Genomic DNA, 26,764 nt, shown 5'->3' with positions numbered 1-26,764 from the left:
GAAGTCGAGAGCTTGAGCGATACGCATAAAAAATCCGAAACCAATCAACAGGTTTCGGATTTTCACACAACAGAAGGATCGGTCAATGGATCCTTAACTGATCGGCATTAGCGATTATCGCGGGTTTTTTATTGGCTGGCAGTGGTGCCAAGCCATATTGCCTGTGCAGAGATGGCACCGGTTCAGTAGTGCGGCGGCGGGGTCTCTTCGGCCATGCTGGCAATCTGGCTGGGCTGTACGCTTTGCAGTTTGTCGATCAGCAGCTGGATCTGGTATTTGAGCCGATCGAGTTCACGGCCCTGGGTGGTCACCTCGTCGTTGAGCTGCTCTATGGTGTATTCCGCATAGGCGAGACGGGTTTCCAGGGTTTCGATGCGATCGTTAAGTTGCTGACTCATGGGCCTTCGGGTCCTTACTTGATTGTCCAGATTTCGGCCAGACCACTGGAGCTGGCACTGACAAGGTGGCTATTGTCGCGCAAAGCGACGCCGTAGACCACTGCGCTGGGCGGTTTCACCTTGGGTTGCGGCGAGACGCGCCAGCTCTGCAGCAGGGCACCATCGCTCACTTGCCACAGGGAGAGCTGACGGGAAGGGGCGCCGGTGATGAGCCACTTGCCATCGTTGGCAAAGCGGGCGCTGGTGTAGACCTCGAAGCGGTGATCATATTGCAGCTGACTCACCTCCTTGCCGGTTTTCAGATCCCAGATGCTGGCCCGGCTGCTGTCGGCGGTGAAGGCGTAGCGGCCGCTCGGCTCCAGCCTGGCCATGATCACCCGGCCACCATGGTTGAACCGCCAGATCACCTGCCCGCTACGGGTATCCCACAGATAGGCGCTGTAGTCGTTGCCGCCGGTCAGGGCGTAGCGACCGTTGGCGGAGAGATCCACCGTATTGACCTGTTCGGTGTGCCCCAGAAACTGCAGGCGACGGCCGCTTCGGGTGTCGAGCCACTCGGCCTTGCCATCTTCCCGCCCGATCAGCACATTGCGTCCATCTGCCGAGAGGGCAATGTCCCTCAGCCTGGATTCAGGAAGTGAGTAGTAGCCTTGTGATTGCCCGTCGCTCAGCCGCCAGGTTGCAAAGGTGTCGGGGGTGGCGGTGACGGCATGGCTGTTGCCTTCGGAAAAGCGGGTAATGAATACCAGATCTTCCGCAGAGTCGGATTGCTTCCAGCGCCAGCGTTGACGGTTCTGTTCCAGATCCCAGACGATGATGCCCTGGCTGATGCTGGAGACGATGGCCTGCTTGCCATCACTGGAGAGATCTGCGGTCAGCAGACCCGTGCTGGCGAGGGTCATTTGCTGGTTGGGTTGGGAGCTCTGCTCGCAACCGGTGAGCATTAAACAGAGGCTCACCAGATAAATGGCACTTTTTATCATTTTTGCGGTCTCACGCTTTTGTTACCTGCGATCACGGCGTTAGTATAAGGCGCTTATCACGATAAACCTCTCATTTCACGATGGAACCGAGAGCGGTATTTGGAGTTTGGAGAAACTGATGAACAAATTTCTGAAGGTGTCCCTGTTGGCGGCGGCCGTTGCCGTCGGTCTGACTGCTTGCCAAAAAGACGAGAAGCCTGCTGCGGCCAATACCGCCGAAGTGAAGGCAGAAGCCAGCAAGCCGGCAGAGGCGACCAAGGCCGAAGCCAAGAGCTTTGAAGAGCAATCTGGCTACGCAATTGGCCTCTCCATGGGTCGTTACATCGCCAATACCCTGGAGCGTCAGCAGGAACTGGGCATCAAACTGGACAACGCCGTGATCCTGAAAGGGGTGACTGACGGTCTGGGCAAAGAAGCCAAGATGACTGATGAAGAGATCCAGAAGGTACTGCAGGATTACGACGCCAAGATCAACGAGCTGACCAAGGCCAAGGCCGAGAAAGACGCCGTTGAGAATCTGAAGAAGGGCGAAGAGTTCCTGGCTGCTAACGCCAAGAAAGAGGGTGTGAAGAGCACTGAATCCGGCCTGCAGTACGTGGTCGAGAAGATGGGCACTGGCGCCAAGCCGAAATCTACCGACATTGTCAAGGTTCACTACACCGGTACCCTGACCGATGGCACCAAGTTCGATAGCTCCGTCGATCGCGGCGAGCCGGCTACCTTCCCGCTCAACCAGGTTATCCCGGGTTGGACTGAAGGTGTGCAGCTGATGCCGGTTGGATCCAAGTTCAAGTTCTTCCTGCCGTCCAAGCTGGCCTATGGCGAGCACGGTGCAGGCTCCATCCCGGCGAACGCCGTGCTGGTGTTTGACGTTGAGCTGCTGGCTATCGAGAAGCCGACTGCAGACGACGCCAAGAAGTAATCCCTTCTTGTAGTTAAAAACGGCTCCTTAAGGAGCCGTTTTTACTTGTGTATTCCCTGCAATCGCGGGATAACAGAGCTGTCTTGGCGTTGGGTTTGCGCGCGAAAATAAGGCAAAATAGATCGCAGAATCAAATACAAGGATGAGTCCAGTGGCTGAAAATAAATCGCGTGTCCTGCTGGTGGAAGATACCCGTAGTCTGGCGGTGGTCTATGAACAGTACCTGCGCCAGGAGGGGTACGAGGTGGTGCTGGCCGACTGCGGTCAACAGGCGTTGGCGCAGTTGCTGGCAAGCCCTCCCCCCGTGGTGCTGCTGGATCTGGAGCTGCCGGATATGTCCGGTATGGATATTCTGCAAATGATCACCGAACAGCAGTTGCCCTGCTCTGTGGTGGTGATCACCGCCCACGGCTCGGTAGATGTGGCGGTGGAGGCGATGCGCCTCGGTGCCTTCGATTTTCTGACCAAGCCGTTTGACAGCAAGCGGCTCTGCGCCACCGTTCGCAATGCCTTGAAACACCAGCAGTTGAGCTCGCTGGTTGCCCACTATCGGGAGAATTTCGAACGCAGCTCGTTTTTCGGTTTTATCGGTGCCTCCATGTCGATGCAGGCGGTCTATCGCATCATCGAGAGCGCGGCGCCCAGCAAGGCGACCGTCTTTATCACTGGCGAGAGCGGCACCGGCAAAGAGGTGTGTGCCGAGGCGATTCACCAGTGCAGTCCCCGCAGCGAACAGCCCTTTATTGCCCTCAACTGCGCCGCCATTCCCCACGATTTGATGGAGAGCGAGATCTTCGGTCATGTGAAGGGCTCTTTTACTGGCGCCCAGGGGGATCGCAAAGGGGCAGCCAGTCTGGCCGATGGCGGTACCCTGTTTCTCGACGAGATCTGCGAGATGGATCTCGACCTGCAGAGCAAGCTGCTGCGCTTTATCCAGACCGGCACAGTGCAGAGGGTCGGTAGCGGCAAGCTCGAGACGGTGGATGTGCGTTTTATCTGCGCCACCAACCGGGATCCGCTGGTCGAGGTAAAAGCGGGCCGTTTTCGCGAGGATCTCTACTATCGGCTCCACGTCATTCCGCTCACCCTGCCGCCGCTGCGGGAGCGGGGTGAGGATATCCTGCTGCTGGCGCGCACCCTGCTGCAGAGCTACGCCAAGGAGGAGAACAAACGCTTCAAGGATTTCGATGTCGAGGCGGCGCGAGTGCTGCTCGACTACCCCTGGCCCGGCAACGTACGCGAGTTGCAAAACGTGGTACGCAATATCGTGGTGCTCAATGACAAGGAGCTGGTGAGCCCGGATATTCTGCCGCCACCGCTCAATGGGGCTCGTCCCCAGCTACCGACTGCGATTGCGGCAGCGGTGGCACCGGCTCCGGCAGCCACCGGCATGGCCAACGGGCCAATTCGTCCGCTCTGGCTGGTGGAAAAAGAGGTGATCGAACAGGCCATCGCCAGTTGTGACGGCAACATTCCCAAGGCGGCGGCACTGCTCGAGATCAGCCCCTCCACCATTTACCGTAAAAAGCAGGGGTGGGAGGAGTCCAATCGGGCCTGAACCATCTTGCCAGCAGAAAGGGCGGCTAGCGTGCCGCCCTTTCTATTTTGGGGGATCAGAGTTTGGCGAGGCGCTTGAGGCGGGCCAGTCGCTCCCCCTCGTTGGCGCTGAACCAGCGGTCCTGTGACAGCAGAAACCAGGCGCGGGAGAAGTATTCCGCGGCCAGCGGATCGTCCAGCACCAAGGCATTCTCCCCCAGCTCCTCGAACAGATAACCATCCTCAGGTTCGCCAGCCTCGGCCATATCGGCCTTGAGCTGGTGCAGCTCTGCCAGCGCCTGCTGGTGCTGACCCTGGGCCCGGGTCAGGCGAGCCAGACTCCAGCGAGCGATAAACGCCTTGGCCGGCTGGTTATGTTGCAGATGCCAGGCCAGACACTTCTGCTGCTGGATTTTCGCCTCATCAAAGCGGCCCAGTTCGAACAGGGTCCAGCCCTGATTGTTGTAAAGGGGGGCCAGCCAGCCACGCACCTTCTCGTCACTGCTGCGTTCCGCCAGCTCCATCGCCAGTTGATGCCAGCGGCTCTGCTCTTCCAGCGGTGCGGCGATGGCGATCATGTGAGCGGCGTCGATGGCAAGATAGGTCTCCTTCTCCTTGAGCCCCCATTGCCAGGCTTGTTCAAACAGCGGTTTGGCACTGGCTTTGTCGCCCGCCGAGTTAAAGGTGCGGCCTCGCTCCAGCAAGGTCCGGATCCGGGCTCTGGGGGTTGTGTCGGTGAGGCGAGGCGCTATCTCGTCGAGCAGCTGATGGGCTTCGGCAAACTGGCGCTGCAGCGAGTGGGTGCGGGCAATTTGGGTCAGCAACTCCAGTTCGAGTTGCAGGTCGGCGGCGGCGCGCGCTTCGGGAAGAAGGGTGTGAAAACGCAGTGCGCTGGCGGCGGGATCCTGATAATCCCACAGCGCCATGAAATCGGGCGGATTGTCCATTTGGCCTCCTTGCTGGTTATCCTGTCACCAAGATGCCTGCAGGCCATTGTTTGTACAAGGGGCGCACGTCACAGAGCGCCCCTTGAGTCATGTTAACGGCTGTGGCCAGTTGCTCAATAGACCATGGCCAGGCTCATCAGCATCAGACCGAGGGCGGCAAAGGCCCCCTCCTTGATGGCGAGTCGTGGCACCAGCGCCTTGGGCAGGGCCGGAAACAGGCTCAGGGCAAAGCCAAGCCCCGGCATCAACCAGTGGAATGCCGGATCACGCAGGGCGGGATCGGCGGCACCGTTGATGATGATCAGCAAAATAAACAGGGTGAAGGCGGGGAGGATAAACCAGCGTACCCCGCCGGCGGCGACCGCCCGCAGCGGCGAAATGCGATAGAGCAGCATGGTCACAAGGAACAGTACAAAAGGGGCCAGCAGATAGAGCGGAGCGGGGTTCATAACATCTTTCCTGAAAACTGATCGTCAAAAAACCGGTTGTCCGGTGCAAGAGGCGCGGGATTTAACCACTCTTCGCAGGTAATCACCAGCAGCCCGGGCCCGGGCTGTGAAGAGGATCCCGGATAAAGGTTTGCTAGCGCGTCTTAGTGCAACCAGAACCAGGCTGCAGCAAATCCCAGCCAGCTCAGCACCAGCAAGATCCAGGGCAGGGGATGCTGATGGCTTACTTCAACCAGCTCCAGCTGATCGTCTTGTTCTTCGATTTGGGGCGCGCCCTGTGGCTGCCTGGCTTTGGCCTGCAATTTTTTCTGGCGGCTCGCTTCGCGGGCCCGCGCCTTCATCTGTTTCTTGTATTCGTCGATGCCTTTCTGGATCCCTTGTGCGATAAGTTGGGTCTGTTCCTTGGTCTGCCCCGGCTTCTGGTTGGCACGGGCAATTTTCATCGCCTCCTGCTGGGTCTCGGGGGAAATCTTGTCGTACTTGGCCATCAAATCATCTCCTCGGGCATGGCTGGCTGGGGAGTATGCCATAAAGGCGCGTCCGGGTGGCGCCTCCTTGGTGCGGGAGGGGAGCAAGTGAGTGACTGCTCAACAAAAAACCTGATAAATCAGCAGGAAGCCGGATGTTGGGCCGAAGATCACAATTAGCAGAATTTGTGAGTCATCGATGAAAAACGGTCATCTGTTGTTTGTTATATTGGCGCCCGACCCGCTGGACAGGGTTGATAAATAACAAAACAATCAAGGTGATATGGAAATGAATAATAACTTTATCAAAGGTGGCGTGGCACTGGCCGTGCTTGCTGCACTGACTGGCTGTAATACCTCGAGCAATGACACCGTTGCACCCTGCACCGAAAATGTCTGCAAACTGACCATCCTGCACACCAACGATACCCACGGCCGTTTCTGGCACAACGCTGAAAATGAGTATGGTATGGCTGCCCAGAAGACTCTGGTCGAGCAGCTGCGTGCCGATGCCAAGGCTGCTGGCAGTGACGTACTGGTTCTTTCCGGTGGTGATGTGAATACCGGCGTGCCGGAGTCCGATCTGCAGGATGCCGAGCCTGACTTCATGGCGATGAACAACATTCGCTACGATGCCATGGCGGTGGGCAACCATGAATTCGACAATCCCCTCAGCGTACTGGAGAAGCAGCGCAAGTGGGCCCAGTTCCCCATGCTCTCGGCCAACATCTATGACAAGGCCAGCGGCAAACACTACTTTGACCCCTACAAGGTGTTCAAGCTGGAGAGCGGTCTCAAGGTCGCCGTACTGGGTCTGACCACCGAGGATACCGCCCAGCTGGTGGATCCCAACAACGTGCAAACCCTGGAGTTCCGCGACCCGACCAGCGAGGCGGCCAAACTGGGCCAGCAGATCCGCAGTAACAAGGAGGCCAATCTGGTCTTCGCCATCACTCACATGGGCCATTACGAGAATGGTCAGCACGGCAGCAATGCGCCGGGCGATGTAGAGATGGCTCGTGCACTGCCGGCAGGGACTCTGGATGCCATCATTGGTGGCCACTCCCAGAATCCGGTCTGTATGGAACCGGGTACCACCAACAAGTACGCCAATTTCAAACCGGGTGATAACTGCCAACCGGACCAGCAAAACGGCACCTGGATCATGCAGGCCCACGAGTGGGGCAAGTATGTGGGCCGTGCCCAGTTTGAGTACCAGAATGGCAAGTTGACCCTGACCAGCTATGACCTGATCCCGGTCAACCTGATCAAGCGCAACGCTAAGGGCGAGGCGATCGATGCCAACGGCGCCGTAACCAAGGACCCGACCAAGATGCAGTTCGTACAGGACGAGATCACCAAGGATCCCGAGCTGTATAACACCCTGCTGGGTTATCAGGAGAAAGGTCAGCAAGAGCTGAATGTCGTCATTGGCTCGGCAGATGGCTTGCTGGTTGGTGATCGCAACTCGGTTCGCAACAAGCAGACCAACCTGGGTCGCCTCATCACCACGGCGACCAGCAGCAAGCTGGGTGTCGACTTTGGTATCGTCAACTCAGGCGGTGTGCGCGACAGCATCCCGGCCGGTGATATCACTTACCGCAGCGTGCTGCTGGTGCACCCCTTTGGCAACACGGTCAACAAGGCTGTCATGAAGGGAAGCGAGCTGGCGACCTATCTGGGCCAGGTGGCAAGCAAGACCCGCAATACCGGTGGTTATGCCCAGTTTGGCGGTATCAACATGGCGGTGGATTGCCAGGCCAAGAGCGTCAATATCACCAGCATCGGTGGCAAGGCGTTTGATCCGGCAGCCACTTACAGCTTCGCGATCCCGAGCTTCAGCGCCTCCGGTGGTGACGGCTATCCGAAGATCGATACCATCAACGCCGGTTTGGTCGATGCTGCCGTGCTGAAGGAGTACATCGAGATCAAGAAGACCATCAACGTGGCCGATTATCAGCCAGGCAATGAGGTGAGCTATCTGAACTCAGCCTCTACCGAAGGGTGCAACTGATTCGTCAGCGGGGCGCATAGCCCCCAGATGTGATCCGAAAGGGCAGCCGGTGGCTGCCCTTTGTCGTTGTTTGAGTAGCGGTTACAACTCTTCAATCATCAATGACGATAGCCATCGCCTGTAGGAGGCTAGGTGAGGGGATGAAATGAAAAGAGGCGGCCCATGGGCCGCCTCTTGCGTAGTGACAATCTAAACCTTACAGCTGCTCGATACCGACGATATGCCAGGGGGCATTGTTCTTCGCCAGATCGCGCTCGAGGTGCCACACCTCTTTGATGTCCTCTTCGACCTGCTCCTGACGGTCCATGTAGCGGCCGCTGAAGCGCACGCTCACCTGGGCCCAGTCGCTGCCGTAGTCGGCGCGCACCAGCTGGGTATCCACATACATCACTTCGGTATGCTGGTCGCCAGTCAGTTCGGCGCGCTCGGCTTTGAGCTGCTCAAACAGCTCGGGGCTGACGTACTCGCGCACCTTTTCCAGATCGTTCTTGTTCCATGCCTCTTGCAGGGTGCGATAGTGATCGCGGGCACCGGCCAGGAAGCTGTTCATGTCAAAGCCTGGCGGCAGGCGGAACGGGACGTCGCTGTCGGCAAAGCCGGTGGCTTGCGGTGCGCTGTTGCTCTGCTCAAATTGCTGCGGGGTCGCGGATTGCGGTGGCTGATAGCCCGCATAGGCCGCCTGTTGTTGCTGTGGCGTCGCGACCTTGCCCTTGCGCAGGGTACGGATTAGGAACACGGCACCCAGCGCCAGCAGAGCGATCAGCAGGAAGTCCATTCCTTGCAGACCTTCAAAGGCACCGCTGCCCAGCAGGTAGGCAAACAGGCCACCGGCCAGCAGGCCGCCCAGCAGGCCGCCCATCATGCCGCTCTTTTTCGGCGGAGTCTGGGCATTCAGTGTCGGATTCTTGTTGTCGACCGGTTTGGCCGCAGGCTGGGCCGGCGCAGTTTTGTAACTTTTACCAAAGGATTTGCCGCCGCCAAATTTCTTGGCTTCGGCGTGAGGTGCCCCCAGGCCAATGGCCAGGATCACGGCAAACAGGGTCAGCATCTTTTTCATTTTGACTCTTTTCACTCTCGTCTGTGGGTGGGGCATGCTCCGCTTTGGCAAGCTCAGCAAGGCGCATGGCAGGCTGCCTGTCCCTAATTGTGTCGCAGCTTGTATTCATCAATATCACCTCTGGCATGAATTATTCATGAACGAGGTTGCCGCGATGCGGCGTCAAACAAGAGGAGTAAACCGGATGAAAAGCAGAAGATTGAGTCGCAAGGAGCGCAAAATGCGAAGCAAAATCAAAATGGTCAAGGTAGAGCAGACTCTGGTTTGGCCCTTTATGATGGTATGAGCCGCCAGATAGGGCTCGCCGTAGTTGGCTTTCTTTTGTAAAATTCCCGTCCCCTTCCCGCTGCGGTTTTTATGTGTATGGCAGAGCAAGTGACGGCGAAAAAAGACGCCAAGACACAACAGCTGAAAGTTCCTCCCCACTCTTTTGAGGCCGAACAGTCCGTACTGGGCGGCCTGATGCTGGATAACGATGCCTGGGATCGGGTTGCCGAACGGGTGATCGATCAGGATTTCTACAGCCGTCCGCACCGGTTGATCTTCCAGGCCATGACCCGCCTCTCCAACGCGGGCAACCCCATCGACCTCATCACCCTGCAGGAGGAGCTGGAACGCTCCGAACAGCTGGAAGAGGCGGGTGGCTTCGCCTATCTGGTGGAGATCGCCAAGAACACCCCGAGTGCTGCCAACATCAACGCCTACGCCGAAATCGTGCGCGAGCGGGCGGTGGTGCGGGAGATGATCTCGGTCGCCAACGAGATAGTCGAAGCAGGCTACGAGCCACAGGGCCGTACCTCCGGCGATCTGCTGGATCTTGCCGAGAGCAAGGTATTCAAGATTGCCGAGCAGCGCACCAGCGCCAACGAGGGGCCCCAGCCCTTGAAGCTCATCCTCGAGCAGACCGTCGACAAGATTGAAGAGCTGTTCAAGACCCCGCATAACGGGGTGACCGGGGTATCGAGCGGTTACAACGATCTCGACAAGATGACCGCCGGTTTGCAGCGTTCGGACTTGATCATCGTGGCGGCCCGTCCCTCCATGGGCAAGACCACCTTTGCCATGAACCTCTGCGAGCATGCGGCCCTCACTGCCGACAAGCCGGTGCTTATCTTCTCGCTGGAGATGCCCTCCGAGCAGATCATCATGCGTATGCTCGCCTCGGTCGGTCGTATCGACCAGACCAAGGTGCGTACCGGTCAGCTCGACGACGAGGATTGGGCGCGTCTCTCCTCCACCATGGGATTGCTGCTCGAGAAGGGCAAAATGTACATCGATGACGCCTCCGGCCTCACCCCGACCGATGTGCGCTCCCGTGCCCGTCGGGTGGCGCGCGAGCATGGCGGCCTATCCATGATCATGGTGGACTACCTCCAGCTGATGCGGGTGCCGGCGCTCTCTGACAACCGTACCCTGGAGATCGGCGAGATCTCCCGCTCCCTCAAGGCCTTGGCGAAAGAGCTGCAGTGCCCTGTGGTGGCGCTCTCCCAGCTGAACCGAAGTCTGGAACAGCGGGCCGACAAGCGCCCGGTCAACTCGGATCTTCGTGAATCGGGCTCCATCGAGCAGGATGCGGATTTGATCATGTTTATCTATCGTGATGAGGTTTATCACGATGACAGCCCGGACAAGGGGATTGCCGAGATCATTATCGGCAAGCAGCGTAACGGCCCCATCGGCCGTGTGCGTCTCACCTTCCAGGGTCAGTTCTCCCGGTTCGACAACTACGCCGGCCCTGCGTTTGACGACGATTATTGATAAGTAACAATCATGGCAATCCTAGGGTCAGGATTGCCATCACCGCTCTGACCCGCTTGCCATTCACTGCAAGGCAGCCCGTCAGAGCCTGTTTTCCCGGTTCGACAATTATGCCGGTCCGGCCTTCGACGACGATAAGTGAGTGGCGGTCTTCTGCCCGATGAGGGGGAGACCATTTGTGCCCTCGTAAGGGAAAACCATGAAAGCGGCTACTGCCCAAATCAACACTGCGGCCTTGCGCCACAACCTCGCCGTGGTCAAGCGCCACGCTCCCGCTTGCAAGATCATCGCTGTGGTCAAGGCCAACGCCTATGGCCACGGACTGCTGCCGGTCGCCCGCACCCTGGTGGATGCGGATGCCTATGCGGTGGCCCGTATCGAAGAGGCGCTGATGCTGCGCTCCTGCGCCGTGGTCAAACCCATCGTGCTGCTGGAGGGATTCTTCTCCGCCGACGATCTGCCGGTGCTGGCGGCCAACAACCTGCAGACGGCGGTTCACACCTGGGAGCAGCTCGAAGCGCTGGAGCAGGTTGAGCTGCCAGCGCCCGTGGTGGCCTGGCTCAAGCTCGACACCGGCATGCACCGCCTCGGGGTACGGGCCGACGAGATGCCCGCCTTTATCGAGCGACTCGGCAAGTGCAAGAACGTGGTGCAGCCGTTCAACATCATGACCCACTTCAGCCGCTCCGATGAGCTGGAGCAGCCCACTACCCGCGAGCAGATCGATTTGTTCAGCAAGTTGACCGCACCGCTGGCGGGCGACCGGGCCATGGCCAACTCGGCGGGCATTCTGGCCTGGCCAGACTCCCACTGTGACTGGGTTCGTCCCGGTGTCATCCTCTATGGCGTGTCGCCCTTCCCCAACACGGTGGCGGCTGATTACGACCTGCAGCCGGTGATGACCCTCAAGACACAGCTGATTGCGGTGCGGGATCACAAGGCAGGCGAGCCGGTGGGCTACGGCGCCAACTGGGTGGCGGATCGCGATACCCGCCTTGGCGTGATCGCCATCGGCTACGGTGACGGCTATCCACGCATGGCCCCCAATGGCACTTCCGTGCTGATCAACGGCCGCATCGTGCCGCTGGTGGGTCGTGTCTCCATGGATATGAGCACGGTAGATCTTGGGCCCGGCGCAACCGACAAGGCCGGTGACGAGGCGGTACTGTGGGGCGAGGGGTTGCCGGTGGAGCGGGTGGCCGACGAGATTGGCACCATCCCCTACGAGCTCATCACCAAGCTCACCTCCCGCGTCTTTATGGAGTACGTCTGATGTGGCAGCAGTGCCTGCTGACGTTGAAGCCCCGTTCGCGGGGCTTTCATCTGGTGACGGACGAGCTGGTGGCCAAGCTGCCGATGCTGGCGGATTACCGGATTGGCATGGCGCACCTGCTGCTGCAACACACCTCCGCCTCGCTCACCCTCAACGAGAACTGCGACCCCAGCGTGCGCAGCGATATGGAGGCTCATCTGCACCGGCTGGCGCCGGAGGATGCCCCCTACTATCGCCACACCTATGAGGGGCCGGATGACATGCCCGCCCACATCAAATCCTCCCTGCTCGGGGTGAGCCTGCAACTGCCGATCCGCGATGGTCAGTTGGCGCTCGGCACCTGGCAGGGGATCTGGCTTGGCGAGCATCGTGTCGATGGCGGTGCCCGCAAGGTGCTGGTGACCCTGCAGGGTGAGTAATCAGGCTGCAACCAGCTGAAAGATGACGATAAAAAAGAGGGATGGCGCCGAGCCATCCCTCTTTTGTTTTTACGATTTCGCGAGCTATCTGCTTGCCAGTAGTGAAGCGCTCTGCGTGGCTTAGCCGACCTTGAAGGGGGTCAGCTCGGCCAGCGGGGAGGCGTCCATAAAGGCTTGCGGCTCCTGACCCTGTTTGAAGATCTTGAAGTCCTGCTCGCGGGCACTCCAGTACTCCAGACGTTCGCTGCCGTTTTCTCCGGTGATTTGCAGCAGGCTCGCTTCGCGCAGAGCCACCACATATTCGCTCGGGTTGATGGCGCAGAACTCGGCCAGACGCTCGTCGCGAGTCTCGCCCATGTGGCCGCTGATGCTGGCGTCCAGATAGTGCGGGTTGATCTGCAGCGGGAACAGGCCCAGCGCCGGCAGCACGGCGGCGTTGCAGACCGGCATGTCGTTGGTGGTGCGGATGCTCGGGGTCGCCACGTTGCAACCGGCACTCCAGCCCACATAGGGGACACCCCGCTCGCGCACGGCACGCTGGATCGGCACGATCAGGCCATTTTTATGCAACATCTGGTTGAGGCGCCAGGTGTTGCCGCCGCTGATAAAGATGGCGTCGGCCTGATTGACGGCCTCGACCGGATCATCGAAGTGATGAATGCTGATGGTCTCGATCCCGAGGCTCTCGGTAAGTTCGTTGGCGCGGGCATCCCAGTCGCTGCGGATCACCGCGTAGGGGATGAGCAGGATGCGCTTGACCTGTTTGCGCGCGAGCAGACTTTGAACCCGGTCGCGGGCCCAGCCGAGCAGACCCGGAAATTCGTTGGCTTTACCGTTGCTAAGCAGAAGCAGTTCCATCAAATCGTTCCTCAAAAAGTGAAAGCGGAGGAGGGAGGGCCACCGGATCCGCCGTGCGGCCGGATGGCAAGAGGAGGCATGCTACCACCATTGGCGTGGCGGTTCTGTGATCGCGAGGCCCATTCAACGGCCATTGAGGAGCTATGGATGGATAACTCACTGCCAAGTGGTGGATTAATAAGCAGCGCTCCGCTCGCTGCCATCGCCAATAAAAGACCCCGCCGCAGCGGGGTCATGGCAGAGTTAGTCGAGTTTGAGATCGACCCACACCATGCGGTGATCCGAACTGACTCCCTTGGCGATGCCGAGTTTCGCATCATAGACCAGGTGATAACCGGCCTCGAAGCTGGCAGGCCAGTAGACACCGCTCTTCACCGCGTTGAGGTTGGCGGAGGGGATGACGTGATCCAGCTGCAGCACGCTGGAGTTGGTGATCCGTTCCGGGTTGGGGCGAGTGAGGTTGCGTTTGCAGTCGGTCCCCTTGCTGACACACTCCGGGCCCCCTTCGCTGACCGGGATCAGGGTGCCATTGGTGATGGCCTGATTCATCAGCGGGTTGTTTAGCAGATCCTGAATGGCGGTCAGGTCACCGTCACCGGTGAGCGGATCGGCGTTGAGATCACCCGCGATAACGAACTTGGCGTTTTTGGCCAGTCCACCCTTGGTGCCCTTGTCATCGGTCATGTAGTTGAGACCCTTGACGTAGTCATTCCAGAAAGCGATCTCGGCGCGGTTGTGCTTGACGGTGTGACGCGCCGCATTGGCAAAGATTGGCGGGGTCGGATGGGAGATCAGGAAGTGAATCACCTCTTCCCCCTTCTCGGTCTTGATCCGTACCGGCACATCGGCATGGTTTTTGGAGGAGAGCGGATACTGCTGCCAGGCTGCGTCTGAATACCAGGCATCACCACACTGGCGGCTGGCCGGGATCTTGACCTTGGGATTGTTGCAGTCATCGATGATGGGGTTCTGCTCGCCCGGCATATCCTTCCACTTGAAGTTCTGGAAGGTGCGGATCTGCTTGGTGTCGATGGGGTATTTGGACATCACCGCAAAGGCGTACTGGCCGTGGTAGTTGCCAAAGCCCCAGGCATCGTCGGGGCCGCTGTTGACCTTGCCATCCAGATTGAGGTCATAACCGCTCATCAGGCCGGTGTTGGTGGCGAAGTTCTGCATCACCGGATAGCTGATAGCCGTCACTTCGGCGTGCTGGGCGTGGGCCAGATAGTTGTCGTTGAAGGCTTTCAGATCTGCGGTGCTCTCGCCTTTGCCGTCGTTGTCGAACTCGTTGAGCAGGAACACATCCGGGCGGGTGCGCTGGATGATCTCCGCCACGTTGCGGATCTGCTGCACGTTCTTGGCTTTGGTTTCTGTGGCGCCGCTCAGGCTCCCTTCGGCGAGGCGGGCCAGCAGGGCATCCTGCTCGGTGCGGGTCAGCGCCAGCTCGTCAGTCAGCATACCGGCGGCAGTGCGGTCAAAAGAGAGGTTGAAGGTGGCAAAACGAACCATGGGATCAGCTGCCTTTGAGTCGTTGTCGCTGTTGCAGCCAGCCAGCATCCCGAGGGAGATGGCGGCAGCCAGTAGGGTCTTGTTGATATTCTTCATTGTAATTATTCCGTAGCATCAATGAGTTATGCCTTCTGTGAGGCGGCGCCATTATAAGGAGACGGCGATGCTGCGGGGATTTTGCCTGAGCAAAGTGTGAGGATATTCACACCACATATCTGGCGATGATGAATGTTAGCAGGGCGATATGGGGTGTGAAAAACCGGTTTATACGCTGCAGTTTCCGGGATGAATGGCGCGCTTCCTGCCGTTACCGCACTCTGAATTTGTCACACCACCATCGGCAGGCCGCTCTCGGGGTGGTGGATCACCTGTGCCGGATAGTCATAGAGACGGGCAATCAGCTCGGGGGTCAGCACCTCGGCAGGTGTGCCATCGGCCATCAGTTTGCCCCGTTCCAGCATCACCAGCCGATCGGCATAGCGCGCCGCCAGATTGAGGTCGTGCAGCACCACCAGCACAGCAGTATTGCGGCTGGCGAGGGCACGCGCCATGGTGAGCAGCTGGTGCTGGTATTTCAGATCCAGCGCCGAGGTGGGCTCATCGAGCAGCAGCAAGCGGGGTTGCTCGGCCTGCTCGGTCGGGGAGGGGGCCTGCCAGATCTGCGCCAGCACCCGAGCAAACTGCACCCGCTGCCGCTCGCCGCCGGAGAGTCCCGGATAGAGCCGCTTGGCCAGATGCTCGACCCCGGCATGGGTCATGGCCGCCGCTACTATCTCGTCACGCCGCGCCGCCGGTTCACTGTGGGGCAAGCGCCCCATGGCGACCACTTCCTCGCAGAGAAAGGGGAAGTTGAGGGAGGAGCTTTGCGGCAATACCCCGAGCCGGTGGGCCAGCTGGCTGCTGTCCCACAGCTGGCGATCCGCGCCAAACAGGGTGATGGAACCCTCATATTCCAGCTCGCCGGTCAGACACTTGAGCAGCGAGCTCTTGCCCGCCCCGTTGGGGCCTAGCAGCGCGGTGAGGGTGCCGCTCTCGAGGTCGAGATTGAGCCCATCCAGGATCTGGCGCTGGCCACGGCGCAGGCTGAGTCGGGTGCAGCTCAACATGGGGGAGGAGAGTGAGGATGAGAGTGGTTGCATAACAGTCCGTATCACAGGGCGCGGCGGCCTTTTACCAGCAGCCAGATGAAGAAGGGAGCGCCGAGCAGGGCGGTGATGATGCCCACCGGCAGCTCGGCCGGGGCCAGCAGGGTGCGAGCCAGCATGTCGGCCGCCAGCAGCAGGGCGGCGCCAAGCAGGGCCGAGAGCGGCAGCAACCTGACATGGTTGGCTCCCGCCAGCAGGCGCACCAGATGGGGCACTACCAGCCCGACGAAGCCGATCATCCCCGATACCGCCACCGCCACCCCGACGCCCGCTGCGGTGAGCAGAATCAGGCGACGTTTGAGGGATTGCACATTGACCCCAAGATGACGTGCCTCTCCTTCACCCAGCAGCAGGGCATTGAGAGGATTGGCATCGCGCATAAAGAGCCACAGCAGGGCCGCCAGGGTGAGCAGGGCCAGCGCCACATCGGCCGGTTTGCCTGCCGCCAGCGTTCCCATCTGCCACAGGCTCAGGTTGCGCAGCATCTGATCGTCCGCCAGATAGGTGAGCAGGCCGATCACCGCGCCGGAGAGCGCAGTGATGGCGACCCCGGCCAGCAGCATGACGGTGACCGAGGTGCCCCCCTCACGGGTGCCGAGCAGATAGACCAGGGTGGTGGTGAGCGCGCCGCCGAGAAAGGCGAGCAGCGGCAGCAGACCAACCCCGATGGTGGCTTGCAGCTGCTGGCCGAGGGGGGCCAGCAGCACGATGGCGAGCGCCGCACCGAGCGCTGCACCGCCGGAGACACCTATGATGCCGGGGTCAGCCAGGGGATTGCGAAACAGCCCCTGCATCACGGCGCCACAGAGCCCGAGAATCCCCCCCACTGCAATGCAAAGCAGGGTTCGCGGCAGGCGAATTTCCTGCACGATCAGCAGTTTGTGCGACTCTATCCCGCTCTCCTGCCCGGCAAACAGCGCCCGCAGACTCTCGCCCAGGGTAAGGGTCATGGGGCCGGTTGCCAGCGAACCGAGCAGCAACAGCGCCAGTGCGGCCGTGGTGAAGGCCAGCAGCCAGGAGAGGGGCAAGCGCATCATGACCCCTGCTTGATCCACTGGGCGATCTGGTTCGCCTGTTGCAGGGAGTTGAGGCTCAGGCCCCCTTGCAGGGCGTGACCGTCTATGGCGTGAATGGCATTGCGCTTGCCAGCCGGGGTAGCGGCCAGGGCGGGTACTTCTGCCAGCACCTTGGCCGGATCGGCATACTGCTGCCAGTCACGACCGCTGACCAGCACCAGATCGGGCTGCATCTCGATGAGGGCTTCGGCGGATACCGGCTTGTAGTTGCGCAACTCGGCGACCGGATTGATGCCGCCTGCCAGCGAAATCAGCGCGCTGGCGGTTGTATCCCCTCCGGCGATGCTGGTGGGTTGCCCCTTGTGCAGCAGCAGGAAGGCGACCTTGAGCGGTTTGTTCTGTTTGGCTTGCGCCGCCAGCTGATCGGTCTGAGCCTGGATCTCTGCCTTCAGGCGATCGCCAGCGGCTTTGTCGCCCAGCAGGCTGGAGAGGGTGTCGATACGCTGGTTGAGGTTGGCGAGGGTCGGCGCGGTATCCAGCACCTCCACCTTGACCCCGGCACGACGCAGCTGATCCAGGGTCGGGGCCGGGCCCATCTCGTCGCTGCCCACCAGTCGGGTGGGGGATAGGCTCAGGATCCCTTCGGCGGCCAGTGCCCGGTGATAACCCACCTTGGGCAACCCTTTTGGCAAGGGGCTGCTGACATCGGTGGCGATCAGGCTCGATTCACCGCCAAGGGCCAGAATGAGTTCTGTAGTGGCCGGGCCGATACTGACGATACGCTCTTTCTGTCCGTCGGCGGCAACGGCAGAGAAGGGAGAGAGTGAACTGCAGAGCAGGGTGATGGCGAGGGCAAGACGACGGCCCATGCTAACCTCCGAAGGGGTGAATGAAACGGGTGTGCCGCCGAGAATATCAAGGCTTTGGAAAAAATGCACTGATAATGATAGCAATTATCAATTGCATTGATTCCAGTGCTTTATTAGAGTAGCCGCCATGATAAACAGCGGGACGACCTGGTCCCGCAGAGGGAGAAAACATGAGCATTGCACAACGCATTCACGCGCTGCTGGAGCAGGATCCCGGCGCTCATCCGTCCACCCTGGCGGCCCAGCTTGCCATCAGCGAATGGGAGGTGGTTCGCCATCTGCCCGCCGAGCTGGTGACCCTGCTGCCCGCCGATCGCGCACAAGGTCTGCTGGAAGATCTGGCCGACTGGGGCCCGGTGACCACCATCGTCGAATCAGAAGGTTCCATCTTCGAGGTAAAAGCCCCCTTCCCGAAAGGCAAGGACGCACGCGGTTACTACAACCTGATGGGCCGCGACGGTGAGCTGCATGGTCACCTCAAGCTCGACAACGTGGCGGGGATTGCGCTGGTCAGCAAGCTGTTCATGGGCAAGGAGGGGCACTCCTTCCAGTTCTTCGGTCACTCCGGCCGCTGCATTTTCAAGGTCTATCTGGGTCGCGACGAGAAACGCCAGCTGCTGGCCGATCAGGTCACCCGTTTCATGGCGCTGCGCCACAACTCTCAAGAGGAAGTCAAAGCATGAGTGAACGTCAGGAGCGTCTGCAGAACCGCCTGCAACCGGAGATCCGCGAGTTTCGCGACAGCTGCCGCACCCTGCAGCTTGCCACCGTCGATGGCGAAGGCAATCCCAACGCCAGCTATGCCCCGTTCGTGCTGCAGGAAGATGGCTACTATGTGCTGATCTCCGAGATCGCTCGCCACGCCCGCAACCTGCAACAGGTGCCCCGGGTATCCCTGATGCTGATCGAGGATGAGAGCGGTGCCCGCGAGCTGTTTGCCCGCAAGCGCTTGACCTTCGATGCGGTGGCTGAAGTCGTTGCCCGTGACGACGCTCGCTGGAGCAAGGCGGTGGCGGCACTGGAAGGTCGTTTTGGCGAGATCATCAAGGGTCTCTCCAACCTCAAGGATTTCAAACTGTTCCGCCTCAAGCCGGAACAGGGGCTGTTCGTCAAGGGCTTCGGCCAGGCGTTCGCGGTCTCCGGTGACGAGCTGGTGGATTTCGTCCATCTGGTTGAAGGGCACAAGCGCATCGACAACGGTGCCGAGCTCACCAGCCCGGCCGATGCGCCGGTCTGACGATCCCTGTCGACCACGACAGCCGTCATAACAAAACGGGCAGCCACTGGGCTGCCCGTTTTTATTGCATTATTTCATCCGGTCTTTTCAATCCTGCCAGCTGGCCTTGTTGGTAAAAGCGCGACGATCGGCGTCGGTGGCCGTTTCGTTGCACTCCCCCCGTACCTTCCAGGAGGTCTGGCTCAGTACGATGTAGCCCTGGCGGCAATACTGCTTGGTCGCCAGGGTCTCGGTCAGCAGATTCTCCTGCAACGCCTCCCTCTGTTCCAGCAACCGTTGACTCTGGGCCGCCGAGAGGCCGCGCGGCAAGGTGTCGTTGGGCGCGGCTTCAAAGGTGAACCGCTTGCTCCCCTCCTCGTTGATGTGGGTCAGAAACAGGGGTTCCGGCCCGTCATACTTCTGTCCGGGCAAGCTGGAGCAGGCCGACAGCAGGGGAACAATCAACAACAGGGTGGCAGACAACAGGCGCACGACAGACTCCAGTGAGAAACGAGGCGAGGCTCGCAGATTAGCACGGCTGCAGGGCGGGTGTTACTCCCAGCAGCTCATCGGTGGTGAGTAGGGTCACACTGCGCCCATTCGGCAGGTCGAGATTGCGCCATATCCAGTTGTGATGCTCGATGATCTGGGGAGCGCCAAGGTGGGGGCGATTGGCGGTGGAGTGAGCATCGCTCAATACGAACACCTCGAAGCCATGAGAGGCTGCGCTGCGCACCGTGGTATCGACGCAGAAATCGGTGTTGCTGCCGCAGAGGATAAGCCTGTCGACCGACTGTTCTGCCAGCAGAAACGCGAGCTCGGTGTCGAGGAAGCTGTCACATGCGCTCTTGCGTACCCGGCTATCGCTCTTGGCTGGCTGCAGCGCACTGTGCAACTGCCAACCCGGGGTGCCCGGTTCCAGTTCGACACCCGGTAGATCATCATGCTGGATATAGATGACTCGCCCCTGTTGTTGCCTGACATGGGCCGCAGCCCGATTGATATTGGCCAGCACTTGCTGTTGTTGATGATGGGTCTCTTTCATGACCCCTTGCTGCACATCGATGATCAGTAACACATCCATATTGTACCCGCCGTTTCCTTGAAGATTAGGGTTGCAGCCACTGGCTGCAGTCACGACTGCGGGATTGATGCAGCGCGCCCATATCTTGCTTCATCTCGTCACTGTTTTGCCAGCGCTTAGGCAGCGGCATGATGGTTACCTGCACATCGGCTGCGGGATCTGCAACAGAGGTCTCATCTGTACGGGGCACGACCAGCGCTACCTTGAGGGCCGGATTACGGCTGGCGATGCGACTGGCGAGCCCAAGCCCCCCCTCGACGTGGAAATTGCCGGCGATATGCATGATCTGCTGGCCCGGGTGCTTGGCGAGATAATCCACCATGCTCTCGGCCATGGTGTCATCCCAGCTGGTCTGGGCGGCGAAGCGGCGGGCGTTGCTGTCGGCATCGCCGTGGTGCATGGAGGCCATAAATTTCTGGCGATAGGGATCATCCCCCAGCGTCAGCTGGCGGGCCAGCTGGCTGCGACGCGACGCGGGCAGTTTGTCGAGCCACTCAGCCCCCTCCTGACCGACACAGCTCACCAGCGGCTTGGGGGCGTTGGCGGCGATCACTGGCATCCGGTGAGCCTTGGCAAACTCTACCAGCGGGCGGTAGTCGCTCGGATAGTTGGGCCAGGCGTTGCCTTCGCGGATCAAGGCCGCTTCACCAATCTGGTTCGCCAGATAGGCATCCAGCGTCTTCTGATCGGCGCGGCTGAATTGCTCCATGGAGAGGGCCAATGGCCGACCGTGCTGCTGACCTGCGGTGTAGAGCCCGCTCAGCAGGCGCGATTGCAACAGATGCACGGCGGGATGGCTGTGCAGCTCACCCACCAGAATGATGTCGGCGTCGGCAATGCGCGCGATTGCCTGCTCCAGCGTCAGGTCTGCGTCTCCCTCGCTGCTTAGCCGGTAGTCATAGAGCGTCTGCAACTGTGATGACTGGGTCGGTTGGGTGGGGGTGGCACAGGCTGTCAGCAGCAGCGGCAGGGCGAGCAGGGGAAGTCGTCTAATCATGGGATCTCACGGCTGATATGCCCGGATGCCGGTGCATCTCGGGGGGCTAATAGAGAATAAGGGCAACACAGGGCGACAGTGTAAAACCAATTTGGCTCAAAACAAATGAGAATGATTTCGTTTCTTGTTGATCTTTGTCGAGAGCAGGGTAATATGCGGCCTGTTTGATAACAGTTCTCAATAAGGATTCGCTGTGACCCATCATAACGCACTCTCTCTGGTTGCCCTCGCCGTGGCGGCTGGTCTCTCCTCCCAGGTCTTTGCTGCCACCCAGAAGGCGGATGAAGTCGTGGTCGTCAGCGGCTCACGGATGGAGCAAAAACTGGAAGATGTCTCCGGCCCCATCTCGGTGATCACCGCCAAGCAGATTGAAGAGCAGGTCGTCACCAACGTCGCCGACCTGTTTCGCTACGAACCCGGTGTGACCGTGCTCGGCGGTCAGGGGGATGCGCAGACCTTCATCATCCGCGGCATGGGTGAAAACCGGGTCAAGGTGGTGCGCGACGGTGTGCGCCAGAACGATGCCTACAGCAAGGGCGGGGTTGGCCAGAGCTACTTCGATACCGACATGATCAAGCAGGTAGAAGTGGCCAAGGGGCCGGCGTCTGCCGCCTACGGCTCCGATGCGCTGGGTGGCGTGATTGCCATCACCACCAAGGATGCCAGCGACTTCCTCAAGGGTAAGGATAGTTATCTGGATGTGACCAGCGGTTACGCCTCCAGCAGCCACCAGAAGATGGCGGGCTTTACCGGCGCCTTGCGCACTGGTGAAGTGGAGAACCTGCTGCGCTACACCTGGCGCGATGGCGGTGTGACCCAGAATTTCGACTCCACCAAGAACGACTTCGATATCGGTACCCACGCCCTGCTGCTCAAGAGCAAGTGGAACCTCTCCGATGAGCAGTTCCTCAAGCTGACCGTCGACTACCTGACCGATGGCGAGGAGCCGGATGCGGTCAAGCTCAACAAGGTCGGTACCGGCACTGCCCGTGTCTTTGATCAGCCCATCACCGACAAGCAGACCGACAACCTCTCTGTGGTGCTGGATCACGGCATCGCGCTGAATCAAGGCTGGGCCGATCGGATGGATAGCAAGGTCTATTTCGCCCGCACCAAGCAGACGCTGGATCAGTACGCCTCATCCAAGTATCCGGTCAGCCCCGGCAACCCCTATGTGACCAAAAACTCGCTGGATCACAACGTGTTCGATCAGAAGAACATCGGCGCCCAGCTGCAGTTCCACAAGGCGGTCGCCAACCACCGCCTGGCTTGGGGGGCTGAATACGAACACACCGACAACGAACGTACCCGTTACAAGGGGCCGACGACTCCCGGTGATTTTGTCGGCTACAACGAGCTGAGTTTCCCGGCTACCACCAGCGAGCGCAGCGCCCTGTGGGCCTTTGACGAGATCAAGTTTGGCGAGCGCTGGGTACTGACCCCGGGTGCCCGTTATGACTACTACCGGATGACTCCGGACAACGATCCGGCCTACACCGGCGACAAGCTGCACAAGTTCTCCGAAGGGGAGTTGTCACCCAAGCTGGGTCTGGTGTTCAAGGCCCACGAGGCGGCCAACCTGTTCGCCCAGTACAGCCACGGTTTCAAGGCCCCCATGTATGACAGCGCCTTCTCCACCCTGAACCATCAGGCGTACGGCTATCGCATCGAGCCCAACCCGAACCTCAATCCGGAGAGCAGCGACGGCATCGATCTCGGTGTGCGTGGCAGCAGCAACGGCTTCAGCTATGAAGTAGCCAGCTTCTACAACAAGTTTGAAGACTTCATCGAGATGGTAGAAGTGGGCAAAGAGGGGCGCACCGCCGTCTACCAGTACCAGAACCTGAGCAAGGCGACCACCAAAGGGGTCGAAGCCAAGGCGGATTACTGGCTCAACGACATCGTCAATGTCTGGGGCAACCTCGCTTACATCGAAGGCAAGGATGGGGATGGCAACTACATCAACAGCCTGAGCCCGCTGAACGGCTCCGTCGGTGTGCGTCTGGAACAGTCCCAATGGAACTTCAACACCGCGCTGCGCTTTGCTGACGACATGGACAAAGTCCGTAAAGACAGCAAAGGCAACGATTACGTGAAGAGCGCCGGTTGGGGTGTGGTAGATATGTACGCCCAGTTCAACCCGATGACCGACCTGCAGCTCAACGTCGGGGTCTTCAACCTGTTTGACAAGGAGTACACCAGCTACGAGCGTATCGCCGGTCGTGCCGAGGGCTCCGATAACAGCATGATGACCGAACCGGGCCGCAACCTGAGTGCACGGGTCAAATACGTATTCTAAAGAGCAAACAACAGACGCAGATGATCAAAGGGGCTTCGGCCCCTTTTTTGTCGCCGCCATGTTGTGACGATGGAGCAGAGCAGATGTTTGCCTAAAAAAGAAACCCGCCATGGGCGGGTGGAAGGATTGCAACACTAACCAGGAGGAGGTGTTACCAAGTAGACCCCGCTTCTTCGGTAATAGTTCAATTTTATTGAAGTTTTTTCGTTTTCTTAGCGGGGTTTCCATCGGGATCTGCGGGGGAGGATGGGTTATCATTCTGCTCCCGTCATTCGGTTGTAGAGGTTCTATGCCCGCGTTCTCCTGGTTAGCGCTCTTTTTCGGCGCCTTCTATTTTGTCTACGGCGCTTACTTGCCGTTCTGGTCGCTCTGGCTGGAGGGGGTGGGCGTCAGCGCCGAGATGATTGGTCTCCTGCTGGGGGTGGGGATGGCGATCCGCTTTGCCGGCAACCTGATGGTGATGGGGCAGATCAAGGGGGCGGGTCATCTGCTGCCGGTTACCCGATTGTTATCTCTGCTCAGTCTGCTCGCCTTCCTTGGCTTCTATCTCAGCCATCACCTCTGGTGGTTGGTCGGTCTCACCCTGATTGCCAACTTTATCTACCCGACCCTGATGCCGGTGGGTGAGGCACTGGCAACCCGCATGGTGGTGCAGGCTCACATCGACTACGGCAAGGTGCGGCTGTGCGGTTCGTTTGCTTTTATCGTTGCCTCGACTCTGGTGGGGGCGCTGGTGGGCAACTTCGGCAGCGACTGGATTTTGCACACCATGGTGGCGGGGCTGGTGCTGATGCTGCTGCTCAGCTGGCTGCCACTTAGTCCCGCGCCACAGGATGTGCAGGGGGAGCGCGCCAAGGCATCCCTGCTGGCGACCCTGCGCAGCGCGCCGGTGCGCCGCTTCCTGTTGCTGACCGCGCTGCTGCAGGGAAGCCACGCTGCCTATTACGGTTTCAGTGCCATCTACTGGAAGGCGCAAGGGTATAGCGGCACCATCATCGGTTACCTCTGGGCGATCGGGGTGGTGGCCGAGATCTGCATGTTCGCCGCCGACAAGCGCTTCCTGCAGCGCCTCGGGGCGCAGAGCCTCTTTATCGCCGGAGCCATCGGTTGTGTGGTGCGCTGGGTATTGCTGGGGGCTTCGACCGAGCTGTGGGTACTGGTGCTGGGGCAGCTGCTCCACGCGGTGACGTTCGGGGTGAGCCATCTCGGGGCAGTGCGCTTCATGACCCGCCAGCTACCGGCCGAGCAGTTGATCCCGACCCAGTCCCTCTACGCTGCGTTGGGTCTTGGCATGACGGTAGCGGCTCTGATGGCACTCTGCGGTATGCTGTTCGAGCCACTTGGCGGCGGCATCTTCTTCCTGATGGTGCTGGTGGTCTTGCCGGTCTTCTTCCTGCGGCTGCGCCCCTTTGCGCCGTCTGCGCAGGAGAGTGCTCCAGCCTGATATTTGTCTATTTGAATCATCACCTAACAAAAGGGAGAGCCACGGCTCTCCCTTTTTTGTTGCTGCGGTTTGCGGCGTTACTGTTGCTCGCCAAGATAGAGGCGGCTGAGGCGGCGCCAGGTATCCGAGCCGATGGTGCCGGCAAGCAGCTCATTGGATGCATCATCAAAGCGGCCATCCGGTAGCCAGCCCAGTTGGGGCAGCAGTTGGGCCAGCGTCACGTCATTGTGCTGCAGCTCCCGCTCCAGCGCTTCCCAGAAGGCGCTCCCCTTGACGTAAAAGAGCGGGTAGTAGGAGCGATCGCCCGCCAGCACCTCGCGAGCTGCCCGATAGAGGCCGCTCTCGCTATGGGGTAGCAGTTTGCCCCGCTCGGCCAGCTCGTTGACCGCCGTGACCTGATGCAGCCGAAAGCGGCGCAGCGCCTTGATGGCGAGGTACTCGGCGAGGCTCTCGTTGACCCAGGTGGGTTGTGGCGCAGTATGGCGAGCGCTGAGGATATGCACCGCCTCGTGGGCCGAGGTGCGCAGCAGGCGCAAGGGGGCCTGTGGCGTCGGCTTGCCAGCCTCGGTGGGGTAGTTGGCGACAAACACCTGATCCCCAGCTGCGCCGCCAAGGGATCGGGTCGCCACATCCCGCCCCAGCCACACCAGTTGCCACGGGTGAGTGGGGGGATCCACGTCGAGCTGGAAGGCCAGATAGTCGACGATCTCATTCAGTTGCTGCTGCAAGGCCGACAGATCGAGCTGATTGGCGGTCTCGTCATGGCTTAGCACCAGCCGCGGATCCGGCTTGGTGACGGGCACAGTGTCCAGACCAAACGGCAGGATCAGCGGCGGCTGGTTGACATCCGGCAGTGGTTGGCAGCTGCCATCCGGCAGACAAACCTTTCCTTGGCGACTCCCCATCTGGCGCACAAAGTTACCCCACTCGGTCAATAGCCACTGATTGGGAGCAAACAGCAGCGACTGTTGGGCCGAGGCATCAGCACCCTCTGCCGGAGCCGGTGTGAGCGTGATCTGCCAGCCGATCTCCTTGCAGGAGAAGGGCTGGTTGAGGGCAACCGGCCGGTTGTCTGCAAGGCAGACCCGCGCGGGGGAAACCGGCGTGGCACTGCCCGGCAACTGACGGGCGGGGAGCAGGGTAAAAGGGGGCTCGCCCTGCATGGTGAGGCGCACTTGCAGCACATTGGCGCTGGCGCCCTGCTCGACAAGGTAGCGGGGGCCGCTCGCGTCATTGCCAGCGCAGGCCCACAGCGGCAGCAGCCACAGGGCAAACAGGGTGATATGACGACTCATAAGAAGGTTAGCGCTCCTGCTCGTAGCCCAGCAGATCGCCGGGCTGGCAATTGAGTTCACGGCAGATGGCCTCCAGGGTGGAGAAGCGCACCGCCTTGGCGTGGCCATTCTTGAGGATCGAGAGGTTGGCCTCGGTGATGTCGATGCGCTGGGCCAGCTCGCGGGCGGTCATTTTGCGCTCTGCCAGCAGGGCATCGAGGCGGATGATAATGGGCATACGTTCCTCACACCGTCAGTTGCTGTTCATCGGCCAGCAGTTTGGCCTCGCGCATGACCAGTGCCAGCGCCAGTACGATCAGTCCCGCCAGCAGTACCCGGAAATCGGAGGTACTCAGCGCTATGGTACCGAGTACTTCCGGGCCTCTCATGGTGAGCACCGTATCCAGCAAGGGGGTCAGGATCAATTCGACCAGGAAGGTTGCACAGAGCAGCAGTCCGATCTGCCGGTAGCGGCGGATCTGCTCGAAGGTGAAGAGCAGACCGGCGCGGTAGCCGCGAAACAGCTGACGCAGTTGCCAGAGCATCATCATAAAGACCAGATCCGGCAACAGCTGTACCAGGGTGCCGAGCAGCCGGGTGGAGAAGTGAAGGGGATAGTCGGCAGGATTGATGCCGGGGCGGCTCAAGATGGTGTTGAGCTTCTCCTGCAGCAAATCGGCGCCACCGAAGGGGGTCCACACCTCCAGCAAGGTGATCAAAGGGGTCGCCAGCAGTGCCAGCAGTAGCAGCCATTCGATCAGCATGCTCGAGCGTTCGAGTTTGTTGGAGATCATCTCATTCCTCACTGTGATGGTTTTATCTGAAAGGTA

The 26,764-nt window shown here is 60.0% G+C and carries 27 protein-coding genes; 10 read left to right on the top strand and 17 right to left on the bottom strand.

The window, feature by feature from the left end:
* Positions 1–182 precede the first annotated feature (182 nt).
* Complete coding sequence (locus tag ACB035_RS08580) at positions 183–398, bottom strand: SlyX family protein (protein ID WP_005335285.1); 216 nt, start codon at positions 396–398, stop codon at positions 183–185.
* Positions 399–412: 14 nt separating this feature from the next.
* Positions 413–1,381: a hypothetical protein gene (locus ACB035_RS08575; protein ID WP_371167077.1), complete on the bottom strand. Its 969-nt coding sequence runs from the start codon at positions 1,379–1,381 to the stop codon at positions 413–415.
* Positions 1,382–1,499: 118 nt separating this feature from the next.
* On the opposite strand from ACB035_RS08575, the gene fkpA reads away from it, so the two are divergent.
* Together fkpA and ACB035_RS08565 are read left to right on the top strand one after the other, a co-directional pair.
* Positions 1,500–2,303, top strand: coding sequence for an FKBP-type peptidyl-prolyl cis-trans isomerase (gene fkpA, locus ACB035_RS08570; RefSeq protein ID WP_005335283.1), 804 nt, complete (start codon positions 1,500–1,502; stop codon positions 2,301–2,303).
* Positions 2,304–2,454: 151 nt separating this feature from the next.
* A complete protein-coding gene (locus tag ACB035_RS08565; protein WP_371167076.1) occupies positions 2,455–3,861 on the top strand; it encodes a sigma-54-dependent transcriptional regulator in 1,407 nt (468 codons plus the stop codon).
* A gap of 55 nt (positions 3,862–3,916) precedes the next feature.
* On the opposite strand, the gene ACB035_RS08560 is transcribed toward ACB035_RS08565, so the two are convergent.
* From ACB035_RS08560 to ACB035_RS08550, 3 genes are all read right to left on the bottom strand, one after another.
* Positions 3,917–4,786 carry a hypothetical protein gene (locus ACB035_RS08560; RefSeq protein ID WP_371167075.1) on the bottom strand — a complete coding sequence of 290 codons (870 nt, stop codon included), beginning with the start codon at positions 4,784–4,786 and terminating at the stop codon, positions 3,917–3,919.
* Positions 4,787–4,899: 113 nt separating this feature from the next.
* Positions 4,900–5,235, bottom strand: coding sequence for a hypothetical protein (locus ACB035_RS08555; protein WP_005358483.1), 336 nt, complete (start codon positions 5,233–5,235; stop codon positions 4,900–4,902).
* A 143-nt stretch (positions 5,236–5,378) separates the two neighbouring features.
* Complete coding sequence (locus tag ACB035_RS08550; RefSeq protein ID WP_064335603.1) at positions 5,379–5,723, bottom strand: DUF2956 domain-containing protein; 345 nt, start codon at positions 5,721–5,723, stop codon at positions 5,379–5,381.
* 268 nt (positions 5,724–5,991) lie between these two features.
* Between ACB035_RS08550 and ushA the strand changes: the two genes are divergently transcribed.
* Positions 5,992–7,716 (top strand): bifunctional UDP-sugar hydrolase/5'-nucleotidase UshA, encoded by a 1,725-nt coding sequence (ushA, locus tag ACB035_RS08545; protein WP_199415979.1) that lies wholly within the window; start codon positions 5,992–5,994, stop codon positions 7,714–7,716.
* Between the two features lie 196 nt (positions 7,717–7,912).
* Here the strand turns inward: ushA and ACB035_RS08540 are convergent, their stop codons facing one another.
* Positions 7,913–8,773: a Tim44 domain-containing protein gene (locus tag ACB035_RS08540; RefSeq protein WP_371167074.1), complete on the bottom strand. Its 861-nt coding sequence runs from the start codon at positions 8,771–8,773 to the stop codon at positions 7,913–7,915.
* Positions 8,774–9,136: 363 nt separating this feature from the next.
* On the opposite strand from ACB035_RS08540, the gene dnaB reads away from it, so the two are divergent.
* From dnaB to ACB035_RS08525, 3 genes are all read left to right on the top strand, one after another.
* On the top strand, positions 9,137–10,531 hold the full coding sequence (gene dnaB / locus ACB035_RS08535; protein WP_026035132.1) for a replicative DNA helicase: 1,395 nt from the start codon (positions 9,137–9,139) through the stop codon (positions 10,529–10,531).
* 199 nt (positions 10,532–10,730) lie between these two features.
* Complete coding sequence (gene alr / locus ACB035_RS08530; RefSeq protein ID WP_371167073.1) at positions 10,731–11,804, top strand: alanine racemase; 1,074 nt, start codon at positions 10,731–10,733, stop codon at positions 11,802–11,804.
* On the top strand, positions 11,804–12,223 hold the full coding sequence (locus tag ACB035_RS08525) for a secondary thiamine-phosphate synthase enzyme YjbQ (protein ID WP_058058222.1): 420 nt from the start codon (positions 11,804–11,806) through the stop codon (positions 12,221–12,223). Before alr ends, ACB035_RS08525 begins: the two co-directional genes overlap by 1 nt.
* A 120-nt stretch (positions 12,224–12,343) precedes the next feature.
* Here ACB035_RS08525 and pepE read toward each other — a convergent pair whose 3' ends face one another.
* The 5 genes from pepE to ACB035_RS08500 form a co-directional block, all read right to left on the bottom strand.
* On the bottom strand, positions 12,344–13,081 hold the full coding sequence (gene pepE / locus ACB035_RS08520) for a dipeptidase PepE (RefSeq protein ID WP_371167072.1): 738 nt from the start codon (positions 13,079–13,081) through the stop codon (positions 12,344–12,346).
* A gap of 243 nt (positions 13,082–13,324) precedes the next feature.
* Positions 13,325–14,686, bottom strand: coding sequence for an endonuclease/exonuclease/phosphatase family protein (locus ACB035_RS08515; protein WP_371167071.1), 1,362 nt, complete (start codon positions 14,684–14,686; stop codon positions 13,325–13,327).
* A 230-nt stretch (positions 14,687–14,916) separates the two neighbouring features.
* Entirely contained in the window at positions 14,917–15,729 is an 813-nt protein-coding gene (locus tag ACB035_RS08510) for a heme ABC transporter ATP-binding protein (RefSeq protein WP_371167070.1), read from the bottom strand.
* Between the two features lie 11 nt (positions 15,730–15,740).
* The gene (locus ACB035_RS08505; protein ID WP_371167069.1) at positions 15,741–16,772 is read right to left on the bottom strand and encodes a FecCD family ABC transporter permease; all 1,032 of its coding nucleotides are present in this window, start codon (positions 16,770–16,772) and stop codon (positions 15,741–15,743) included.
* Positions 16,769–17,620 carry a hemin ABC transporter substrate-binding protein gene (locus ACB035_RS08500; RefSeq protein WP_058058227.1) on the bottom strand — a complete coding sequence of 284 codons (852 nt, stop codon included), beginning with the start codon at positions 17,618–17,620 and terminating at the stop codon, positions 16,769–16,771. The genes ACB035_RS08505 and ACB035_RS08500 overlap by 4 nt, the downstream gene beginning before the upstream one ends.
* A 170-nt stretch (positions 17,621–17,790) precedes the next feature.
* Here ACB035_RS08500 and hutX point away from each other — a divergent pair, with 170 nt between their 5' ends.
* Positions 17,791–18,303, top strand: a complete 513-nt coding sequence (hutX, locus tag ACB035_RS08495) for a heme utilization cystosolic carrier protein HutX (protein WP_005362516.1) — start codon at positions 17,791–17,793, stop codon at positions 18,301–18,303.
* Positions 18,300–18,857: a heme utilization protein HutZ gene (gene hutZ / locus ACB035_RS08490; protein WP_005335257.1), complete on the top strand. Its 558-nt coding sequence runs from the start codon at positions 18,300–18,302 to the stop codon at positions 18,855–18,857. The genes hutX and hutZ overlap by 4 nt, the downstream gene beginning before the upstream one ends.
* 87 nt (positions 18,858–18,944) lie before the next feature.
* Here hutZ and ACB035_RS08485 read toward each other — a convergent pair whose 3' ends face one another.
* From ACB035_RS08485 to ACB035_RS08475, 3 genes are read right to left on the bottom strand one after another with little or no spacing between them, the layout of a single operon-like run.
* A complete protein-coding gene (locus ACB035_RS08485) occupies positions 18,945–19,328 on the bottom strand; it encodes a hypothetical protein (protein ID WP_371167068.1) in 384 nt (127 codons plus the stop codon).
* A gap of 37 nt (positions 19,329–19,365) precedes the next feature.
* Positions 19,366–19,920, bottom strand: a complete 555-nt coding sequence (locus ACB035_RS08480) for a cysteine hydrolase family protein (protein WP_371167067.1) — start codon at positions 19,918–19,920, stop codon at positions 19,366–19,368.
* Between the two features lie 25 nt (positions 19,921–19,945).
* A complete protein-coding gene (locus tag ACB035_RS08475; RefSeq protein ID WP_371167066.1) occupies positions 19,946–20,917 on the bottom strand; it encodes a ChaN family lipoprotein in 972 nt (323 codons plus the stop codon).
* A gap of 193 nt (positions 20,918–21,110) precedes the next feature.
* Between ACB035_RS08475 and ACB035_RS08470 the strand changes: the two genes are divergently transcribed.
* Positions 21,111–23,216, top strand: coding sequence for a TonB-dependent hemoglobin/transferrin/lactoferrin family receptor (locus ACB035_RS08470; RefSeq protein WP_139442008.1), 2,106 nt, complete (start codon positions 21,111–21,113; stop codon positions 23,214–23,216).
* 289 nt (positions 23,217–23,505) lie between these two features.
* Positions 23,506–24,660: a 3-phenylpropionate MFS transporter gene (locus ACB035_RS08465; protein WP_371167065.1), complete on the top strand. Its 1,155-nt coding sequence runs from the start codon at positions 23,506–23,508 to the stop codon at positions 24,658–24,660.
* A 77-nt stretch (positions 24,661–24,737) separates the two neighbouring features.
* Here ACB035_RS08465 and ACB035_RS08460 read toward each other — a convergent pair whose 3' ends face one another.
* The 3 genes from ACB035_RS08460 to ACB035_RS08450 are packed head-to-tail and all read right to left on the bottom strand — an operon-like array spanning position 24,738 to position 26,728.
* Entirely contained in the window at positions 24,738–25,955 is a 1,218-nt protein-coding gene (locus ACB035_RS08460) for a hypothetical protein (RefSeq protein ID WP_371167064.1), read from the bottom strand.
* 7 nt (positions 25,956–25,962) lie between these two features.
* Entirely contained in the window at positions 25,963–26,172 is a 210-nt protein-coding gene (locus tag ACB035_RS08455) for a helix-turn-helix transcriptional regulator (protein ID WP_005348179.1), read from the bottom strand.
* Positions 26,173–26,179: 7 nt separating this feature from the next.
* The gene (locus ACB035_RS08450) at positions 26,180–26,728 is read right to left on the bottom strand and encodes a DUF2975 domain-containing protein (RefSeq protein ID WP_213386642.1); all 549 of its coding nucleotides are present in this window, start codon (positions 26,726–26,728) and stop codon (positions 26,180–26,182) included.
* Positions 26,729–26,764: the final 36 nt, after the last annotated feature.

Origin of the sequence: Aeromonas sp. S12(2024), from assembly GCF_041402305.1 — a bacterium.
In the GTDB taxonomy this organism is placed as follows: domain Bacteria; phylum Pseudomonadota; class Gammaproteobacteria; order Enterobacterales; family Aeromonadaceae; genus Aeromonas; species Aeromonas veronii.
This window is presented reverse-complemented; position numbering and strand designations above follow the sequence as displayed.

Excerpts from the sequence above, each read along its gene's own strand:
- ACB035_RS08580 (WP_005335285.1), bottom strand. The coding sequence starts at position 398 with ATGAGTCAGCAACTTAACGATCGCATCGAAACCCTGGAAACCCGTCTC.
- ACB035_RS08575 (WP_371167077.1), bottom strand. The coding sequence starts at position 1,381 with ATGATAAAAAGTGCCATTTATCTGGTGAGCCTCTGTTTAATGCTCACC.
- fkpA (WP_005335283.1), top strand. The coding sequence starts at position 1,500 with ATGAACAAATTTCTGAAGGTGTCCCTGTTGGCGGCGGCCGTTGCCGTC.
- ACB035_RS08560 (WP_371167075.1), bottom strand. The coding sequence starts at position 4,786 with ATGGACAATCCGCCCGATTTCATGGCGCTGTGGGATTATCAGGATCCC.
- ACB035_RS08555 (WP_005358483.1), bottom strand. The coding sequence starts at position 5,235 with ATGAACCCCGCTCCGCTCTATCTGCTGGCCCCTTTTGTACTGTTCCTT.
- ACB035_RS08550 (WP_064335603.1), bottom strand. The coding sequence starts at position 5,723 with ATGGCCAAGTACGACAAGATTTCCCCCGAGACCCAGCAGGAGGCGATG.
- ushA (WP_199415979.1), top strand. The coding sequence starts at position 5,992 with ATGAATAATAACTTTATCAAAGGTGGCGTGGCACTGGCCGTGCTTGCT.
- ACB035_RS08540 (WP_371167074.1), bottom strand. The coding sequence starts at position 8,773 with ATGAAAAAGATGCTGACCCTGTTTGCCGTGATCCTGGCCATTGGCCTG.
- dnaB (WP_026035132.1), top strand. The coding sequence starts at position 9,137 with ATGGCAGAGCAAGTGACGGCGAAAAAAGACGCCAAGACACAACAGCTG.
- alr (WP_371167073.1), top strand. The coding sequence starts at position 10,731 with ATGAAAGCGGCTACTGCCCAAATCAACACTGCGGCCTTGCGCCACAAC.
- ACB035_RS08525 (WP_058058222.1), top strand. The coding sequence starts at position 11,804 with ATGTGGCAGCAGTGCCTGCTGACGTTGAAGCCCCGTTCGCGGGGCTTT.
- pepE (WP_371167072.1), bottom strand. The coding sequence starts at position 13,081 with ATGGAACTGCTTCTGCTTAGCAACGGTAAAGCCAACGAATTTCCGGGT.
- ACB035_RS08515 (WP_371167071.1), bottom strand. The coding sequence starts at position 14,686 with ATGAAGAATATCAACAAGACCCTACTGGCTGCCGCCATCTCCCTCGGG.
- ACB035_RS08510 (WP_371167070.1), bottom strand. The coding sequence starts at position 15,729 with ATGCAACCACTCTCATCCTCACTCTCCTCCCCCATGTTGAGCTGCACC.
- ACB035_RS08505 (WP_371167069.1), bottom strand. The coding sequence starts at position 16,772 with ATGATGCGCTTGCCCCTCTCCTGGCTGCTGGCCTTCACCACGGCCGCA.
- ACB035_RS08500 (WP_058058227.1), bottom strand. The coding sequence starts at position 17,620 with ATGGGCCGTCGTCTTGCCCTCGCCATCACCCTGCTCTGCAGTTCACTC.
- hutX (WP_005362516.1), top strand. The coding sequence starts at position 17,791 with ATGAGCATTGCACAACGCATTCACGCGCTGCTGGAGCAGGATCCCGGC.
- hutZ (WP_005335257.1), top strand. The coding sequence starts at position 18,300 with ATGAGTGAACGTCAGGAGCGTCTGCAGAACCGCCTGCAACCGGAGATC.
- ACB035_RS08480 (WP_371167067.1), bottom strand. The coding sequence starts at position 19,920 with ATGGATGTGTTACTGATCATCGATGTGCAGCAAGGGGTCATGAAAGAG.
- ACB035_RS08475 (WP_371167066.1), bottom strand. The coding sequence starts at position 20,917 with ATGATTAGACGACTTCCCCTGCTCGCCCTGCCGCTGCTGCTGACAGCC.
- ACB035_RS08465 (WP_371167065.1), top strand. The coding sequence starts at position 23,506 with ATGCCCGCGTTCTCCTGGTTAGCGCTCTTTTTCGGCGCCTTCTATTTT.
- ACB035_RS08460 (WP_371167064.1), bottom strand. The coding sequence starts at position 25,955 with ATGAGTCGTCATATCACCCTGTTTGCCCTGTGGCTGCTGCCGCTGTGG.
- ACB035_RS08455 (WP_005348179.1), bottom strand. The coding sequence starts at position 26,172 with ATGCCCATTATCATCCGCCTCGATGCCCTGCTGGCAGAGCGCAAAATG.
- ACB035_RS08450 (WP_213386642.1), bottom strand. The coding sequence starts at position 26,728 with ATGATCTCCAACAAACTCGAACGCTCGAGCATGCTGATCGAATGGCTG.